The following is a 16404-nucleotide window of genomic DNA, read 5'->3' as shown; positions in this document are numbered from 1 at the left end:
CGATGAACTGGGTTAGTCATCACCAGCGGAGCCGAGCCGCTTCTGGTATTCCAATCGCTCCAGGTGGCGCAGGTTCCTGAGGCCCTCAACGAAGGCCCCATAGTTCGAGACGTTCTTGAGGGGATCCTTGTCGAGCTCGAAATCTCTCCGCAGTTGTGCCGCGCCTCCCCGGATGATGTCGCCAGCCGAGGTGTTGTCCACGGCTGCTTCAACCCGAGACAACGTGGCGGCTGCGACGTCGCGCTTACACCCGATCGGGTGATCCGCGGTGAATGAGTCGATGATGCGCTCGAGACGGTGGTCGCGACGTTCGTCGAACTCACGCTCGCGGGCGCGAGTCAGCGTCGCTGACACCGTCTTGATTAGGGCGGCAAAGTTGGCATCCAATGCGGGGACACCTACGGGCCTAGAGTTGCCCTTGGTTCTCGAGGCGTAGGCAATGACCTCTTTCGCGAACCCCGCTTTGGTGATATCTGTCTCGAAAGCTGCGACGAAAGCTGCCTCAAGGGCATCCCACAGACTGCCATTCGCTGCCTCAAGGCGCGATGAGATGTCCTGGTCGGACAACCTCTTCGCGTCAGTCTCACTTAGCCCGAGGAGATTGACGGCGTAGCCACGTGCAGCTGCGACAGCGACTGCCAGGGGCACTAGGTCTTCTGGCTCGCGGACGGTCACTCCTTCGGCGACATCAGGAGTCGCCGAGGCCGCCCAGTCACCCAACATGACGATCAGGTCATCGCCTATCGCGGGTCTTCCTCGCGCACCGCCGCGTCGGATCTGCCTCTGCATAGTCTCGCCCGAGCTGTCGCTGTCGAGGAGCGCAGCACATGGAGGCTTCACCTTGTCGCGACCTCGCGCGAGGTAGAGCATGTAGGGGACGTCGGCGCCGCTGGGAACGATGGTCACCCGATTCAGGTCGATGCAATCTGACGGCGACCAGCCTGTTCGCAGGAGACGCGAGTTCATCCCGGCTAGGTAGACCTGGTCCGAGATGCCCTCAACAAACAAGTTGTCGCCTCCGATGAATGCTGTCTCAGCAAACAACGCTCCGAGCGACGATCGGAGAGGTTCGTAGCTCGCCTGGGTGGCGTCCTTGACGAGTCTCGTGCCCTCGTCTTTAGAGCCCTTATCGACGACGCGCACTCGGTGACCGGCATTTCTGTCGATCAAGAACGGAGAGTGCGTCACGTACACGACCTGGTCCAGCCGGTCGGAATCTTCCGGGCGGGCATGGTTCTCAAGTACGCGTAGGAGGTCCTGCTGGCCGCTCGCTGACAGGTAGGCGTCAGGCTCATCCATCAACAGGACCTCAGTCCGGTCGACGGGCAGGTCGTGTGCGAGCAGCTGTACGTAGTAACTGAGGAAGTAGGTCAGGCCGCGGCTTCGCTCTGTGAACGAGTAGTCGGTGCCCGTTCGGTCCCGGATAGTGAACACCAGCTCGTGCTCGCGAGGCGACACCCGAAGCTGGAACTCCGAGTCTTGACTCCACCAACGCGAGATGTTGAGGTGACGCGCGAGGGAGTTGTTCATCTCTTGGATCAGGCCGTTGACGAGGCCTTCGCGTTCGTTCTGAAGGGCGTCGAGTAGTTCGATGAAGCTCGATTGCTCGATGCGAGCGACCTTGACAAGCAGGAGCTTTCCGAGGTCTTGCGCCGCCTCCGCCTCCTCGGTGAGTGGGGTCGTGGTCTGGAGGAGCGCTAGCAAAGCGGCGGCGTTCGTGGTGATGTCATCCGCCGTGAGAATCGCAGCCAACAGCTTCAAGAGTTCGAATCTGCGACGCCGTCCGCTCAATGAGTCGTCCGATCCAGCCAACGCCGCGATGGAAACTGCGTCAGGCAAAGCCACCCGGGTGTTCAGCCAGTGCGGGACCGGAAGGAGCTGCTGAAGACCAGCGCTCTGCTCGCGGGTCAGGACCTGACGTTCATCCTCGTCGTCAACAACCACGACCGTATTGGGCGCCGACCTAAGCATGATGACGTCGCCGTTCTTGCGAAGCGGGATGCCCAGAGCCACGAGAGTCTCGGCTTCCTCCTCATCAGCTACCAGAGTGGCGCCAACCTCTGGGTACAGGCGCTCACCGCGCTCGACCGAGAACAAGGTTGAGTACCGGCAGAAATCCCGCTTGCGCAGTCCGGTTCCGGTTAGTGCAATGTCGATTGCATCCAACAGATGGGTCTTCCCTGACTCGTTCGCACCGACGACAGCAGTGACGTCATCACTGAGCCGGATGCGGACGTGTGGCCACCAGACTCCCTCGAGCGTCTGCCACGCGGGCCCTTCGGCTCCTGGGTTCGCTTTCAACTCATAATCGAAGTTGAAGGACTTGTAAAAGCGGATCCAGACCTCTCGCAACTGCACTGCAGTCTCCCATTCGTAGGACCCCCGAGATGTCGAGATCTAGCGGATCACACACCACCGACACTCGCTGGTCAAGAGGAGCTGAATGAGCAGATCCCTGTGCGGGTGTGTCCACGAGCCGAAGCCACGTAGCGCATGCCTTACGGCACGCGGATCTGCCGCTCTTCGGACGACCGAGCGTCGGGCTGCTGACTCCGCGCCTGAGCTGCGAGCCTTGGGTGCGTGGCCCGCAGGCGTGAGAGACAGGGAGACGGGCGGTCGCAGTTCGCCCGGCGGTACTGAGCACACCCGGCCGCCAGTGCGCCATCGCTGGCTAGGGTCCGTCGCATGACCGATGGTGAAGCGTCGCGGGTGCGCGCCTTCCGCAACGGTCTGATGCGCAGAACGCCTTCGGGCGTCGTCTACAAGCCAGCTTTCTTAGTCGGACTCTCCAAGGACGGCGGAGTCTTCGCCTCGCCATATCAGCGTTCTGGGGCTTGGCACTACGGAGTAATCAACAAGGACGTGCCGGTAGGCGAAACCAGAGCCGAGACATGGCATCGGCCGAAGATTCACTACCACCGTTCGGGATGGGTCTACGCCACCCTCAGCGGGCAGGACCTTGAGCAGCGGAGTCTTCAGCTTCCTCCCCTGTTCTCGTTGCGGAGCAGCCAGATCTTCTCGGTGATGAGCTTGCGAACTTGGGAACTGCCATCGCGACATGACTTCGGGATCCGAGCCGGCGATGGCGCGACCGCCGTACGTCGGTGGCCGGACGTCGCTACTTGGAATGTCTTTCTGCTGGAAGCATCAGATGACGAACGTCGTCCGTTGCTGCTACCCGAGATGCAATCGATGGGCCTGCTGGCCACGGAGGACTACACCCACGGCATCGTGTCGCTCTCCGCCTACGGGCGCCAAGCCGTCCTGCTCATAACCGTCAGCATCTACGACAGTTGGAGTGCGTTGACGCAACCGGACGGCTGGAACAAACCCGACCTCCCCAGGTCGGGCGGCACGACGATCGCTGCACTCCCTTGGCACCCCGGCAGACCGACAAGCGACGACGACGGCTTTGGGTTGTGGAGCGCAAGTCTCCGGAACCCCCTCGTCAACTGGGCGTCCTCGGCGCCGGACGACCTGACTCCCTCATCAACGACCAGCCAACGCACCGCCGATGAGGCCATTTACCGTCTGGCTGACTTCACGGTGCCTGAGGGCGGGTTCGCGCCCCGCCGTCCGGCGACGTATCCGGACGACCTCGCGGGGACTCCGTTCGCTCGACCCCCTGGCGACTAGCTTCCGCCGGTTCGGAATCCGGATCTGCCGCGATCCTTACGTCTCGCTTCCCACTGCGAAGGACCTAGCGCACCCTACTGTCGCGGCCAGCCCACCTAACTCCCGAGCGCGGCGCACCGAGCGCCGCCGGAATCGGGAGTCATCATGTCCATCCCCACGCAAATGAGCCTGGTCGGCTTCATCGCCTCAGCACCCGAGCTGCACTTCACCAAGGCCGGCGCCGAGTGCTGCCGCATGCGCGTCGGCATCGAGCAGTGGCGCAAGGAGGTGGACGGGAGTTTCACGAAGCTCGACCCGACGTTCCACGACATGGTCGCCTTCGAGAGCACCGCCCGCGAGACCTATGCCCGATTCCGCAAGGGCGACTCGTTCGTGGCCAGTGGCTACGTCCATGAGTACGAGGTCGACGGCCGCGAGGGCAGCGTCATCAAGGAGGAGTTTGTCGCCCGCAAGATCGGCCACAACGCCAACAAGACCGACTACGTCGTCCAGCGCGGACGGCAGGCCGCGGAGCGGTCGCTGACCGCGGTCCCGCAGCCTCCCGCTGTCGGTCTGTAGTCGTTATCGGTCATGGCTCTGCACCCGGAGGAGCCCGCCAACCAGGACGCCTATCGAGGCGTCATCGACATGCTCGAGCGCCCTCCAGTCCCGATCAACTGGAACCTTCTCGACGCCGCGCAGGCCGAGGTCGAGTGGCACGATCTCGATCAGTGGGTGAAATGGCTCAAGTGCGCGTTCGGCTTACCGGCCAACATCGTGCCGCCGTACTGGCACCGCCACGACGAGATCGTGTGGGAGCTCTCCGCGCTCCACTGTCACTGGCTCAGCTGCTACCACGAGTCGGCGTCACCGTCCGCTCCGGTGGGTTGGATGCGGGACTTCGCCGACACACGCGCACGGTTGCGGGACTGGGTCTCAACCTGCGGCACTCGACTCGACCGAGACCGCCCGACGCGGCAAACCGCCTGGCCGGGTGAGCGGCCGACGGAGGCCGGCGCGGAAATCGAGATCCGCGACAGGGACAGGGACTTTGCCGACTTCGTTCGCGAAGACGTTCTCCGCCGACGTCGGATCGAGGCGATCACCAATCAGCAGCTCATCGGGTGAGCCAGCCAGTGGCGCTCCATGACCAGCTCTTCAGCTATTCCGTCCACAGCGGTCGCGCGGTCGGGGGCCTGTCTGCGATCACCCGTCGCACGGTCGCTACCCGACCTCGAAGGAGGGAACATGCTTCTCGCCCACGCACAGACGCTGGCGCAAGCCAGGTCTTACGTCGCCGCCCTCGCCGACCGAGCACCGACCATCGATGCGTCGTCCGCGTACGAGCGGGTGCTGCTGGAGCTCGACCGCGTCCACGGCGACGACTGCCCAGCGATCCACACCGACGAACTGACAGACGACCGCGACGTCCTGCTCGCCGTCGCGCGCAACGCCGTGGAGGAACTTGAGAAGTACGGGGTCGACCCCCTGTCGATCGAGCTCATCCTGGCGATGCTCGTCGGCGCACACGATCTGGATGTCGGCTGATGTACGGCGAGACCGGTGCCCAGATGCGCACGGAGTTGGCGGCACTTCTCCGGCAGCACCGAGTCATGCACCGGCTCGCCACAGACTCGCCGACCGAGCGAGCCGAGATCGGGCAGCAGATCCTCCGCTTCAGGCAAGCGGTCGTCGTATGGTCCGCACAGGCCATCCGGGCGGCGCAGCCACTCACCTTCCCCAACACCCCGAGAAAGCCGGCCGACCCGTTCCGCGCCACGAACGAGCATGGCTCCGCGCTGCGGGAACTGGCACGGGCGCTCGAGTTCGCCCGAGATTCGTCGAAGACCCGCGCCGCGTCGAGCCAGGAGTTCTCGACGCCGACCGGGAACGACCTCGTCGAGCATTGGCGCTTGGCGGCACGCGCTGCGGCACTCGCGGAACACGACACCGCGCCCGACCAAGCCGTTCATCTGACCGCAGCCCAGGCACGAACCATCGCAGGAGACGTCGCGGCGATCAGCCAAGCCCTCGTCGTGCTCGATCGGCGCTACCGGAACACGCCCGAATGGGAGTCGCTCGCTGGGTGCGACCGCCTCGGGTGGGCAGCCCTCGCAACCGCGCTCGACGTCAGCCTCGGGCAGCCCGACTACAGCGTCGACCAGACCGGCTGGCGCCCGCGAACCAAGCCGATCCGTGGGCCGGCCAAGCCAGGAATCCTCGGCGTCCTCCAGGCCGAGCACAACCTCCTCCTCCGGCTTCAGTCGCTACCGGACGCCATGAACCTGCGCCTGATCGTCGACTCCCAGCGCGTGCTCAGCTCGCAGCTTGTTCCCTTCGCCGAACGGGTTGATCCCGTACTGGCTGACCAATGGCGAGCCCGCACCGCGACGTACTCGCGCATCCAGCGAGAACTCCGGAACATCGGCGGACGACTCGGCAACGGCACCGGAGCCACAGCGGAGGCCGCCAACGCAGTCAGCCGAATGAAGTCGCTGCCATCCAGCACGGTGATCGAACCGCGGATGCTCGGTGGCATCCAGACACTCTTCCGCCGCCTCGACGCGCGCATCTCTGGTGTCCTCGAAGCCGGAGTCGAGAGCGCGGCGTTCGTCCAGCGCGTGACCGTTCCGCGCCTGGTGAGCGGTGACGGGCACCTGGTACACCCGGTTCGAGAGCGCTTCGTGCCCGTCGCCCGCGCCGCCGACCTGGAAGTCATCCAGATCGCGCGCCGAGAGCTGTGCCCGGCTGCGCAGGTCGTCGTGGCGTCACCTGGTCCGAGCCGGGTCGAGTTGCATGCGGCGCTTGTGCACCGCCCGCCGGACAGGCCAGCCCCGGGGCATGCCCCGCACCTTTGATGCCCGCGTCTACTCCTGTGTCCAGCAGTTCAGCCGACCCGCCTACGACGTACCGTCTGCACGCTTTGGCGCCAACGACTCGAGGATCTGCGCCGTGACCGGATCGACGGCCTCGTCCGGCTGGATGTAGTGCTCCTTGGTGATCTTCGACGAGGTATGGCCGAGAAGCTCGGCAGCCAGATCGGCGCCGCCAGCCCGATCGACGACGGTTGCGACCGTGCGGCGGAAGGAATGCGGAGTGACGCCTGCAATGCCTGCGTCGCTGAGCACCGCCCGCAGCCGTCGCCGAATGTTGTTAGTGGTCAACGGCGTCCCGTTCCTGCTGACGAAGATCAGGTGATCCGCCTCCTCGTCCGCCACCTTGACCAGTCGGTCACGCAGGACGGCCGACGTGAAGGACGGAACCGAGACGCGCCGTGTCGACTTCGCAGTCTTCGGATGGGCCTGCCGGTGCGTCGGCTTCCCGGCCGGCGAAACGATCGTCCCGGCAATCCGCACCGTCGCCGGTGAGCTCGTGACGTCGACGTCGCACTTGCGGATCGCTAGCACCTCACCGATCCGAGCGGATGTGCCCAGCATGACCTCGATGATCTGCTCAAGCTGCCCGTCCGGCGGTGGCCCGGAGTGACCCGGGCCTCTCCTCCAGCTACGGACCGCGACGCGGATCGCGTCGACCTGGACGGCGGAGAGCGCCATCGCCTGTGACGGGGGCTTGCGGAGTCGGGCCGTGTCCCGCACCGGGTTCTTCTGTATCGCGTCATAGCGCACCGCCAGTCCGAACGCGAGACTCAACACGGTCCGTGCCTGCTTGGCCATGCTGTAGCTCCTGTTCGAAGCGAGGCCCTTGATGAACTTATCGACCTTGCTCACTGTGATCTCGCGGAGCGAGTACCCCTCGAACACCGGCATCACAAGCTGCCGCATGTTCCGCTCGTAGAGCGCTCGCGTACTCGGAGCCAGAGTGCCTTCAAGGTCGAGGTCGGCCAGCCACACCTCAACCAGCGTGCTGAAGGAGCTGTTGGCCGTCAGCTCACCGCTTGCGCGGTACGAGGACCGTTCCGCCAAGGCCTGCTTCAGGTTGCGCTCCGCTTCGCGCCTTGTCACCCCGGTCGCGGAGACCCGCCGCACCTTGCCGTCATCATCGCGGTAACGGGCGCGAGCACGGACCCGGCCGCCGCTTGCCTTGACGTAGGAGATGTCGCCGAACGTCCCGATGGGTGTCCTGGGCCTAGCCACGAGCCATCACGCCCCGTCGGGTGCCCGACCGGGTTCGCGCTCGCGCTGGCTGGCGAGCCAGGCATGCACGTCGCTCTCGAAGTAGCGCAACTGTCGACCGACGTGGACCGCGCACGGTCCCTTGCCGGAGAGGCGCCAGTCGTACAGCGTCCTGACCGGCACGTGGAGGTACTCCGAGAGCTCCTCGATGCTCATGAGCGGCTCGAGCCCGCTCAGTGTGGGTGCGGTGGACTCCATGCAGGTGAGGTGCACAGCTGGATCCGCATATGTCCGCAGCAGCCGTGCCGGCTCCGCGCCACCCGTGTGGCAGAGGTCCCTGGAGGGTTCCTGGACAGGGTTCTTGGACCGTTTTCGGTACGAGGATCAATTCTCTAAATGCTTTCAGGCTCGGAATCCGTAGATTCCGAGCCTGAAACTTGTAGCGGGGGCAGGATTTGAACCTGCGACCTCTGGGTTATGAGCCCAGCGAGCTACCGAGCTGCTCCACCCCGCGTCGGTGCTCACAAGGTTACGGCACCAGCGGGGCGGACCCCAAATCAGGGGGTCGGGCTGGGTGAGGATCCCGAGGGTGACGAGGTGCCCGTCGGCTCGCCGCCGCCACTGCCGCCACCGCTCTGGCTGACGGCCTGGGCGACGAGGTCGCGGGCCTTGTCGTAGTGCTCCTGGAACTCGGCGAGGTTGCCCTGGCTGAGTGCTTGGTCGGCGAGCACGAACTCGTTCTGGGCCTCGGCGAGCAGCTCGTCGACGTCGCCGCTGATCGCCGCGGTCGGCTCGTCCGTGGGCTCGTCGGTGGGTGTCGGCTCGTCGCTGGGCGTGGGCTCGCCGGACGGGCCGCCGTCGGAGTCGTCGACGTTCGCGATCGCGGTCTCGAGCGCGCTCTGGAGGGTGAGGCCGAGGCCGACGCCGCCCTTGTAGGAGACGAGCACGTAGCGCAGGATCGGGAAGTTCGCCTCGCTGGCGGTGGCGCGGCGGGCGTAGACCGGCTCGACGTACATCAGCTCGTCGCCCAGCGGCACCGTGAGCAGGTTGCCGTAGGTGAGCGAGTTGCCGGAGCGGTTGAACTCCGCGAGCCGCTCGGAGACGTCGGGGTCGGACTGCATGCTGTTGGCGACCTGGCTCGGCCCCTGCTGCTGCTCGTCGATGACGTCGATGACGCGCATCTGTCCGTAGGTCTTGGAGGTCGCGTCGGAGTCGACCGAGACGTACGCCGCGAGGTTGAGCCGCTTGTAGGGCACGAACGTCGACGTCATCGACCACACCTGGCCGGTCGGGACGTCCGGCAGCCCCTCGGGGTTGTCCGGCGAGGGGACGAGCCCGGGCGGCTGGGTCACGAACATGCGGTAGGGCGGCTGGTAGGCCTTGGCGCCGTTCGGGTCCTCAGGCACTTCCCACCTGTTGTTGTCCTGGAACCACGCGTTGGGGTCGGTCACGTGGTAGCGCGCGAACTGGTAGCGCTGCACCTTGAACATGTCCTCCGGGTAGCGGAGGTGCTCGAGCAGCTCGTCGGAGATCTTCGACTTCGGCTCGACCGTGCCGGGGAACGCGTCCGACCACGCCTTGAGCAGCGGGTCCTGGTCGTCCCAGGCGTAGAGCGTGACGGTGCCGTCGTAGGCGTCGACGGTCGCCTTGACCGAGTTGCGCATGTAGTTGATCTCGTCGGTCGGCAGGGTCCGCAGCCCGGTCTCGTCCTGCAGCGTGTCGTCGGTCATCGTCTTGAACGACTCGCGCTCCGAGCCCGGGAACCGGTCGGTGGTCGTGTAGCCGTCGACGATCCAGAGGATCTTGCCGTCGACGATCGCCGGGTAGGCGTCGTCGTCGAGGGTCAGCCACGGCGCGACCTTCTGCACCCGGTCCTTGGGGTCGCGGTTGTAGATCACCTCGGAGTTCTCGTTGACGCGTCCCGACAGCAGGAAGTTCGTGCTGCCGAACTTGATCGCGTAGAGCAGCTGGCGGAACGTCGAGCCGACCGGCACGCCGCCCTTCCCGGTGTACGTCGTCGTCGAGCCGGTGGCCGCCTCGTCGCCGCCGTCTCCTGCGGCCTGGTCGTCACCCTCGTCGGCCGACGCGGCCTTGCTCAGGTTGAGCTCGACGTCCTGCGCGCCCTCGCTCGCCTTGCCGACGACGGAGTAGTCGGGGCTGTGCTCGCCGAAGTAGACGCGGTCCTCGTAGTCGCCGACCGCGTCGCCGAGCGCGTCCTGGCCGAGCTGGTTGCCCTCGGCCCACTGGGTCTTGTCGGTGTCGCCGAGCACCAGCTCCTGGTTGGAGGCCGTCCGCTGGTTGGCGAACGCCGCGATCACGTCGTTGCCGTGGGTGTAGACGGTGTGCAGGTTGAGCCAGTTCTTGACGTCGCTGTTGAGCGCGTTCTGGTCGAGCTCGCGGACGCCGAGCACCAGCGCGCGGTCGACGCCGTCGATCTCGTAGTGGTCGACGTCGAGCACGTCGGCGGTCGAGTAGTAGCCGCGGACCTGCTGGTTCTGCTGGAAGACCTGCCGCACCAGCGCGGGGTCCATCAGCGGGATCGAGGTGATCCCCGGGTCGGTCTCGGCGTCGACCTCCGTGGCCGGCGTGCCGGCCGCCGGGAGCTTGTACTCCTCGACTGTGTCGATGTCGTAGGCCGCTCTGGTCGCCGCGATGTTCTTCTCGATGTACGGCGCCTCCTTGTCGGCCTCGGAGGGCTTGACCTGGAACTGCTGCACGATGCCCGGCCAGATCAGGCCGAGCAGGATCGCCGAGAGCACGAGCAGCGCGAGCCCCATCGACGGCAGCAGCCACGTGCGGCGCCAGATGTTGAGGAAGAACAGCACCGCGCAGATCAGCGCGATGCCCATCAGGATCGACTTCGCCGGCAGCACGGCGTTGTCGTCGGTGTAGGTGATGCCGGTGAGCAGCGAGCCCGACTGGTAGGCGAGGTCGTAGCGGTCGAGCCAGTAGTCGAGCGCCTTGGCGAGCACGAAGACCCCGAGCAGCACCGACAGCTGCGCCTGCGCCGCGCCCGAGAGCCGGTCGGCCGGCGTCTGCAGCCGGATGCCGCCGTAGAGGTAGTGGACGACGGCCGCGGCCAGCAGCGCGACCACGCTCATCGCCATCACGAAGTCGGTGAGGAAGTGGTACCAAGGCAGGTCGAAGACGAAGAACCCGATGTCCTTGCCGAAGTAGGCGTCCTCGCGGTCGAACGCCACGCCGTGGCGCCACAGCATGAAGTTGCGCCACTCCCCCGCGCCCGACGTGCCGGCGAACAGCCCGAGGAGCACGCCGACCCCGATGACCAGCCACGTGCGGATCGGGGTGACGGCCTGGCGGTAGCGGTCGAGCCCGCTCTGCTCGGGCGACTGCGGGTGGAACAGCGGCCGGACCCGGAACGCGATCACCATGTTGACCACGACGACGACGGCCATGAGCAGCCCGAAGACCGCGAACAGCGCGATCTTGGTCCAGAGCAGCCGGCTGTAGACGCCGCCGAAGCCGACGTCGCGGTACCACAGCACGTTGGTGTAGAAGTTCGCGAACGTCGTGAGGGCGAAGAAGGCGAGGACCAGCACGACCGCGGTGATCACCAGCGCGCGCGAACGCCGCGACGGCGGCGGGCGGTCGGCGGGCTCGTCGCGCGCGTCGTCGTCGAACAGCTCGCTCATTCGTCCTCCACGTCGTCGATCGGCTCAAGGGTCGCACCCAGGAGGGTGATCAGCTCGGGGACCAGGTCGGCACCGCCCACGACCGACTGGTCGTCGTCGTGTGAGCGCAGCCGCAGGGCACAGTACGACGCGCCGGCCCGGGTGACGCCGACGACCATCCGGACCTCCTGCCGCTCCGGGTGCTCGGAGGCGTACGCCGCCGCGGCCGCCGGGTCGTCGGGGATCGCGTCGTCTGCGTCCGGTGGCAGCACCAGCCGCTCGACCACGGCCGCGCAGCCGCTCACCTCGGGACCCCACGCGAGCGAGGCCAGCGCGGCCTCGAAGCGGTCGGCGGGCAGCTGCTCCTGCTCGACCGGGGTGAGTGAGCCCTCGGCCGAGGCGTCGTCGAGGCCCATCGCGGAGGCGAGCGCCGGCTCGCGGCGCACGAGCGCCGCGGTGTCGACCAGCGCGTAGAGCCGGCTCGGCTGGTCCCAGCCGCCCTCGGCGATGTGCGACTCGATCTCGAGGACGGCCGCGGCGAGCGCGGGGTCGACGTCGAGGTCGAGGCCCGGTGTCCCTGACGACGTCATGAGCAGCTCGGGAGGTCGGCGTCGTGGTCGGCGGCCCAGGCCTCGAGCGCGGACCTGGCCGTGTCGAAGGTGTCGACGCGCACCAGTCGCATGTCGTCGTTGTGCGCGCCCTCGACGTCCTCGCAGTTGTCGGCGGGGACGAGGAACAGCTGGGCGCCGGCCTTGCGCGCGCCGACGATCTTCTGCTGGATGCCGCCGATCGCGCCGACGGTGCCGTCGGCGGCGATCTCGCCGGTGCCGGCGACCGCCGCGCCCCCGGTCAACGACCCGGGCGTGAGGGTGTCGTAGATCGCCAGGGAGAACATCAGCCCGGCGCTCGGGCCGCCGATCCGAGGGTCGATGGTGACGGTGACCGGGAAGGGCAGGATGAAGCCCTGCCCGAGGAAGATGCCGATCTGCGGCGAGCCCGTGATCGTCACGGCGGAGAACAGGTCGGCGCTCCGCTCCTCCGGCGTCACCGGGACCTCGACCTCCTTGCCGTCGCGCAGCACCGTGAGCGTGACCTTGCCGCCCGGCGGCGTCGACCGGATCGCCGCCCGGAGCTCTTCGGACGCCTTGCCGATGTCGTCGCTGAGCGCGGTGCCGTTGACCTCGCGGATGAGGTCGCGCACCGCGAGCGCCCCGTCGGCGGGCGAGCCCGGGCTGACCAGCGTCACCTCGAGCGACGGCGTCACCGTCTCGCCGAGCGCCTGGAGGGCCACGGCGACGGCGGTGTCCTGCGAGGACACCATCTGCACCTGGCCCTCGTCGCGCACCTGGTCGGCGGTCTTGTCGTCGGGGTAGACCGCCTCCTTCGGGTAGACGGCGTCGTCGCGGTCGAGCCAGGCGGCCATCACCTCGAACAGGTTGAGGTCGCTCTCCTTCGGTGTCACCGACACCGTCGTCATCCGGAGCTGGCCGTCGTCGCGGTAGGTCTTCTGCCCGTCGGGGAGCTGGATGATCTCCTTGCCGTTGGTCGTGCCGAGCACGTCGATCGTCGGGCCCGGCGCGTAGGTGGTGTACGGCAACGGCTTGAACAGTGCGATCACGGCCAGCGCGACCACCAGCGGCATGGCGAGCACGGCGGCCCATGCGCGCTGGTTCATGCGGCAAACTCTCTCAAACCGGTGGTGAGCAGGGTGCGGGGGTCAGCCCGCGCGACGCTGCTCCTCGTGTCCGGGCTCTCCAGCCGGCTCCGCAGCCGCCCGCGGACCCTCCCGCGGCGCCGGGTGCGCGGCCGGGGGCACGGCGCTGCGCGGCGTACGCCGGACCGCCACGCCGGTCGAGCGCTCGCGGCGGTGCGGCAGCCGCGCCGGTCGCGCCGGCTGCTCACGCTCGAGGGCCTCGCCGAGGCGGCGCACGGCCTCGTCGCGGTCGACCGCGCCGCGTCCCTCGCGACCCACCCAGCCGACCCAGGCCATCGCCACGAGCGTGACGAGGACCGGAGGCACGAGCCAGAGCAGGATCTGCACCCTGCGAGGGTAGGTACTACGGTCGTCGACATGTCGGAGCCCACGCCCGCGAGGGTGCGCCGGTCGCCGCTACGGCTGGTCGACTTGCGCGAGACCGCGCTCGACGTCGCCGAGGTCGTCGCCGCGCTCGACGACGACGGCTCGGGTGGGCTGACGCTGTTCGTCGGCCGGGTGCGCGACCACGACCACGGCAAGGGCGTCCTCGGGCTCGACTACTCCGCGCACCCCACGGCCCTCGACAAGCTGCGCGAGGTGTGTGAGCGGGTGGCCGCGGCCCACGAGGTCCACGGCGTCGCGGCCGTCCACCGCGTCGGCACCCTGGCGATCGGCGACATCGCCGTGGTGGTCGCGACGACCTCTGCCCACCGCGGCACGTCGTTCGACGCCTCGCGGCTGCTGATCGACACCCTCAAGGCCGAGGTGCCGATCTGGAAGCACCAGCGGTTCGGCGACGGCACCGAGGAGTGGGTGGGCTCTCCCTGACCCCGCCCCTGGTCTCCCCCTGGTCGTCGCCGCGGGCGCGGGTCCTCCAGCCGGGCGCCGCGTACCGTTGAGGCCATGGCAGACGAGCCGGAAGAGCCCCAGAACCCGTTCAAGGGGACGCCGTTCGAGCAGTTCTTCACCCAGGGCATGGCGGGCATGTCCGGGATGGGCGGGCAGGGCATGCCCGACCTCAACCAGCTCTTCGGGCAGCTGCAGTCGATGATGCAGCCCTACGACGGACCGCTCAACTGGGACGTCGCGCTCGACCTGGCCCGCAAGACGGTCGCCCAGTCGCCAGACCCGACCCCCACCTCGGCGCAGCAGAACGCCGTCGCCGACGCCGTGCAGCTCGCCGACCACTGGCTCGACGAGGCCACCGGGTTCCCCTCCGGCGTGACGACTGCCACCGCCTGGAGCCGCGCCGAGTGGGTCGTCAACACCACCGACGTCTGGAAGGTGCTGGTCGAGCCGGTCGCGCGCCAGTCGGTCGGCGCCCTCGGCTCGGCGCTGCCCGAGGAGGCCCAGGCGCAGGCCGGACCGATCCTCGGCATCCTCGGCCGCGCGATCGGCATGCTCCTCGCCAACCAGGTCGGGTCCGGGCTGGGCACCCTGGCCGGCGAGGTGCTCTCGGTCTCCGACGTCGGCGTCCCGCTCGCGCCCGCGGGCCGGGCGGCGCTCGTGCCGGCCAACGTCACGGCGTTCGCCGACGGGCTCGACGTGCCCGCCGACGACGTGCTGCTCTACCTCGCGCTGCGCGAGGCCGCCCACCAGCGGCTCTTCGCGGGCGTCCCGTGGCTGCGCGACCACCTCGTCGGCGCCGTCACGGCGTACGCCGAGGGCATCGAGGTCAACGTCGAGGGCATCCAGCAGCGCGTCGAAGAGCAGATGCGCGGCATCGACCCCGCGTCGCTGGGCAACCCCGAGGCGATGCAGCAGATGCTCGAGGGCGGCATGTTCGAGCTGCCCGACTCCCCCGCACAGAAGGCCGCGCTCGAGCGGCTCGAGGTGACGCTCGCGCTCGTGGAGGGCTGGGTCGACGAGGTCGTCGGCCAGGCCACCGAGGGGCGGATGCCGAGCGCCGCCAAGCTGCAGGAGGCGGTCCGCCGCCGCCGTGCTGCCGGCGGGCCGGCCGAGCAGACGTTCGCGACCCTGGTCGGCCTCGAGCTGCGGCCGCGCCGGCTGCGCGACGCCTCGACGCTGTGGGGCTCGCTGCGCACGCGGCAGGGCACCGAGGCGCGCGACGGCGTCTGGATGCACCCCGACCTGCTGCCGACGGCGGCCGACCTCGACGACCCGCTCGGCTTCCGCGAGGGCGCGAGCGCCCCCGAAGCTCTGAGCGAGGAGGACTTCGACGCCGAGCTGCGCAGGCTGCTCGACGGCCCGCTCGATGGCCCCGACTCGTCCGAGACGCCCGGCGACGCACCGGCCGACCCGGAGGAGTGAGCCTCCACTCGTCCGCGCTGTCACTGCTCGGCGGCTGGACCGCGCCCGACGACGAGCAGGAGGCGCTGCGCCGGCGGTACGTCGCGCACCTCGACGCGCACGCCGACGGTGCCTACGGGAGCTGCCGGCCCGACCACCTCACGGCGGGCGCGCTCGTGCTCTCCGCCGACCAGCGCCACGTGCTGCTGACCCTGCACGCCAAGGCGGGGCGGTGGTTCCAGCTCGGCGGGCACTGCGAGCCGGGTGACGACTCGCTCCCGGCAGCAGCGCTGCGCGAGGCCACCGAGGAGTCGGGGATCGACGGGCTGGTGCTCGACCCGGTGCCGGTCCACCTCGACGAGCACCCGGTGACGTTCTGCGGCGAGCCCGGGCTCGTGCACCACCTCGACGTGCGCTTCGTCGCGGTCGCCCCGCCCGGCGCCGTACCCGTCGTCAGCGACGAGTCCACCGACGTCCGCTGGTGGCCCGTCGACGACCTGCCACTCGACGACTCCCCGCCCCACACCGGGCTGGTCGCCCGGGCGCTGGAGCGGCTCGCTCTCTAGTCGACCTCCTGGCCGGGCGGTGGGTCGACCTTCGACGCCGCCGACCAGCCGAGGAGGTAGCCCTTGGCGCGCTCGGCCTGCGGGTAGCGGTCGACCCAGCCCCAGAACGCCGCGTCGTGGCCGGGCTCGATCAGGTGCGACAGCTCGTGGACCAGCACGTAGTCGATGACCCAGCCCGGCATGCCCTGCAGCCGCACCGAGAGCCGGATCGTGCGGTCACCCGGGGTGCACGAGCCCCAGCGCTGCTTCTGGTTCTGGACCCAGCGGACCGAGCCCGGCACGGCGAGCCCGCCGAGGTAGCGGTCGTTGAGCACCAGCCCGCGCTCCATGAGCTCGGCGTCGGTCATCGGCGTCGTGCGCTCGGAGCGCTGGACGCGCGCGACCATCTGCTCGACCCACTCGGCCTCCTCGGAGCGGGACAGCGAGGCCGGCACGAGCACCACGATCTTCTCGCCGTCGCGATAGGCCGAGACCGTCCGCCGACGCCGCTTGCTGCGCCGGACCTCGACCTCCGGCGCGGGCTCTGAGGCGACCGCCATGCCCGGAATGTACCGGTTGGCCGCGCCCTACGA

16 protein-coding genes and 1 tRNA gene are annotated in these 16404 nt (G+C 68.4%); 8 read left to right on the top strand and 9 right to left on the bottom strand.

Going from position 1 to position 16404, the window contains the following annotated elements:
• Positions 1 to 12: 12 nt before the first annotated feature.
• Positions 13 to 2358, bottom strand: coding sequence for an AAA family ATPase (locus tag G514_RS28230; RefSeq protein ID WP_051247984.1), 2346 nt, complete (start codon positions 2356 to 2358; stop codon positions 13 to 15).
• Between the two features lie 327 nt (positions 2359 to 2685).
• Between G514_RS28230 and G514_RS30530 the strand changes: the two genes are divergently transcribed.
• The 5 genes from G514_RS30530 (at position 2686) to G514_RS0121465 (ending at position 6473) form a co-directional block, all read left to right on the top strand.
• Positions 2686 to 3636: a hypothetical protein gene (locus G514_RS30530; protein ID WP_157545106.1), complete on the top strand. Its 951-nt coding sequence runs from the start codon at positions 2686 to 2688 to the stop codon at positions 3634 to 3636.
• Positions 3637 to 3780: 144 nt separating this feature from the next.
• Positions 3781 to 4194, top strand: a complete 414-nt coding sequence (locus G514_RS0121480; RefSeq protein WP_028653432.1) for a single-stranded DNA-binding protein — start codon at positions 3781 to 3783, stop codon at positions 4192 to 4194.
• Positions 4195 to 4206: 12 nt separating this feature from the next.
• Entirely contained in the window at positions 4207 to 4743 is a 537-nt protein-coding gene (locus G514_RS0121475; protein WP_028653431.1) for a hypothetical protein, read from the top strand.
• 120 nt (positions 4744 to 4863) lie between these two features.
• Positions 4864 to 5163: a hypothetical protein gene (locus G514_RS0121470; protein WP_028653430.1), complete on the top strand. Its 300-nt coding sequence runs from the start codon at positions 4864 to 4866 to the stop codon at positions 5161 to 5163.
• Complete coding sequence (locus tag G514_RS0121465; RefSeq protein ID WP_028653429.1) at positions 5163 to 6473, top strand: hypothetical protein; 1311 nt, start codon at positions 5163 to 5165, stop codon at positions 6471 to 6473. Before G514_RS0121470 ends, G514_RS0121465 begins: the two co-directional genes overlap by 1 nt.
• Before the next feature lie 42 nt (positions 6474 to 6515).
• Here the strand turns inward: G514_RS0121465 and G514_RS0121460 are convergent, their stop codons facing one another.
• From G514_RS0121460 to G514_RS30995, 7 genes are all read right to left on the bottom strand, one after another.
• On the bottom strand, positions 6516 to 7709 hold the full coding sequence (locus G514_RS0121460) for a tyrosine-type recombinase/integrase (RefSeq protein ID WP_028653428.1): 1194 nt from the start codon (positions 7707 to 7709) through the stop codon (positions 6516 to 6518).
• A gap of 6 nt (positions 7710 to 7715) precedes the next feature.
• Complete coding sequence (locus G514_RS0121455; protein WP_028653427.1) at positions 7716 to 7946, bottom strand: helix-turn-helix domain-containing protein; 231 nt, start codon at positions 7944 to 7946, stop codon at positions 7716 to 7718.
• 182 nt (positions 7947 to 8128) lie between these two features.
• Positions 8129 to 8202, bottom strand: a tRNA-Met gene (locus G514_RS0121450).
• Positions 8203 to 8245: 43 nt separating this feature from the next.
• Positions 8246 to 11341 (bottom strand): UPF0182 family membrane protein, encoded by a 3096-nt coding sequence (locus G514_RS0121445; protein WP_028653426.1) that lies wholly within the window; start codon positions 11339 to 11341, stop codon positions 8246 to 8248.
• The gene (locus G514_RS0121440) at positions 11338 to 11910 is read right to left on the bottom strand and encodes a PPA1309 family protein (RefSeq protein ID WP_028653425.1); all 573 of its coding nucleotides are present in this window, start codon (positions 11908 to 11910) and stop codon (positions 11338 to 11340) included. The genes G514_RS0121445 and G514_RS0121440 overlap by 4 nt, the downstream gene beginning before the upstream one ends.
• Entirely contained in the window at positions 11907 to 12995 is a 1089-nt protein-coding gene (locus G514_RS0121435) for a YlbL family protein (protein WP_028653424.1), read from the bottom strand. Before G514_RS0121435 ends, G514_RS0121440 begins: the two co-directional genes overlap by 4 nt.
• Positions 12996 to 13037: 42 nt before the next feature.
• Positions 13038 to 13361, bottom strand: a complete 324-nt coding sequence (locus G514_RS30995) for a hypothetical protein (protein ID WP_028653423.1) — start codon at positions 13359 to 13361, stop codon at positions 13038 to 13040.
• Between the two features lie 30 nt (positions 13362 to 13391).
• On the opposite strand from G514_RS30995, the gene G514_RS0121425 reads away from it, so the two are divergent.
• From G514_RS0121425 to G514_RS0121415, 3 genes are all read left to right on the top strand, one after another.
• Positions 13392 to 13844, top strand: coding sequence for a molybdenum cofactor biosynthesis protein MoaE (locus G514_RS0121425; RefSeq protein WP_036565804.1), 453 nt, complete (start codon positions 13392 to 13394; stop codon positions 13842 to 13844).
• A gap of 75 nt (positions 13845 to 13919) precedes the next feature.
• Positions 13920 to 15287, top strand: coding sequence for a zinc-dependent metalloprotease (locus G514_RS28225; protein WP_051247981.1), 1368 nt, complete (start codon positions 13920 to 13922; stop codon positions 15285 to 15287).
• Entirely contained in the window at positions 15284 to 15832 is a 549-nt protein-coding gene (locus tag G514_RS0121415; RefSeq protein ID WP_028653421.1) for an NUDIX hydrolase, read from the top strand. Before G514_RS28225 ends, G514_RS0121415 begins: the two co-directional genes overlap by 4 nt.
• On the opposite strand, the gene G514_RS0121410 is transcribed toward G514_RS0121415, so the two are convergent.
• On the bottom strand, positions 15829 to 16371 hold the full coding sequence (locus G514_RS0121410) for a M48 metallopeptidase family protein (RefSeq protein ID WP_028653420.1): 543 nt from the start codon (positions 16369 to 16371) through the stop codon (positions 15829 to 15831). The two genes, G514_RS0121415 and G514_RS0121410, sit on opposite strands and share 4 nt — an antisense overlap.
• Between the last annotated feature and the right edge of the window lie 33 nt (positions 16372 to 16404).

It is taken from the genome of Nocardioides halotolerans DSM 19273, assembly GCF_000422805.1.
Lineage (GTDB): Bacteria > Actinomycetota > Actinomycetes > Propionibacteriales > Nocardioidaceae > Nocardioides > Nocardioides halotolerans.
This window is presented reverse-complemented; position numbering and strand designations above follow the sequence as displayed.

What these genes read in the sequence shown, in the direction of transcription:
- G514_RS0121425 (WP_036565804.1), top strand. Translation starts at nt 13,392, where the DNA reads ATGTCGGAGCCCACGCCCGCGAGGGTGCGCCGGTCGCCGCTACGGCTG.
- G514_RS0121465 (WP_028653429.1), top strand. Translation starts at nt 5,163, where the DNA reads ATGTACGGCGAGACCGGTGCCCAGATGCGCACGGAGTTGGCGGCACTT.
- G514_RS0121440 (WP_028653425.1), bottom strand. Translation starts at nt 11,910, where the DNA reads ATGACGTCGTCAGGGACACCGGGCCTCGACCTCGACGTCGACCCCGCG.
- G514_RS0121455 (WP_028653427.1), bottom strand. Translation starts at nt 7,946, where the DNA reads ATGGAGTCCACCGCACCCACACTGAGCGGGCTCGAGCCGCTCATGAGC.
- G514_RS30530 (WP_157545106.1), top strand. Translation starts at nt 2,686, where the DNA reads ATGACCGATGGTGAAGCGTCGCGGGTGCGCGCCTTCCGCAACGGTCTG.
- G514_RS0121475 (WP_028653431.1), top strand. Translation starts at nt 4,207, where the DNA reads ATGGCTCTGCACCCGGAGGAGCCCGCCAACCAGGACGCCTATCGAGGC.
- G514_RS0121470 (WP_028653430.1), top strand. Translation starts at nt 4,864, where the DNA reads ATGCTTCTCGCCCACGCACAGACGCTGGCGCAAGCCAGGTCTTACGTC.
- G514_RS0121445 (WP_028653426.1), bottom strand. Translation starts at nt 11,341, where the DNA reads ATGAGCGAGCTGTTCGACGACGACGCGCGCGACGAGCCCGCCGACCGC.
- G514_RS0121410 (WP_028653420.1), bottom strand. Translation starts at nt 16,371, where the DNA reads ATGGCGGTCGCCTCAGAGCCCGCGCCGGAGGTCGAGGTCCGGCGCAGC.
- G514_RS28225 (WP_051247981.1), top strand. Translation starts at nt 13,920, where the DNA reads ATGGCAGACGAGCCGGAAGAGCCCCAGAACCCGTTCAAGGGGACGCCG.
- G514_RS0121435 (WP_028653424.1), bottom strand. Translation starts at nt 12,995, where the DNA reads ATGAACCAGCGCGCATGGGCCGCCGTGCTCGCCATGCCGCTGGTGGTC.
- G514_RS0121480 (WP_028653432.1), top strand. Translation starts at nt 3,781, where the DNA reads ATGTCCATCCCCACGCAAATGAGCCTGGTCGGCTTCATCGCCTCAGCA.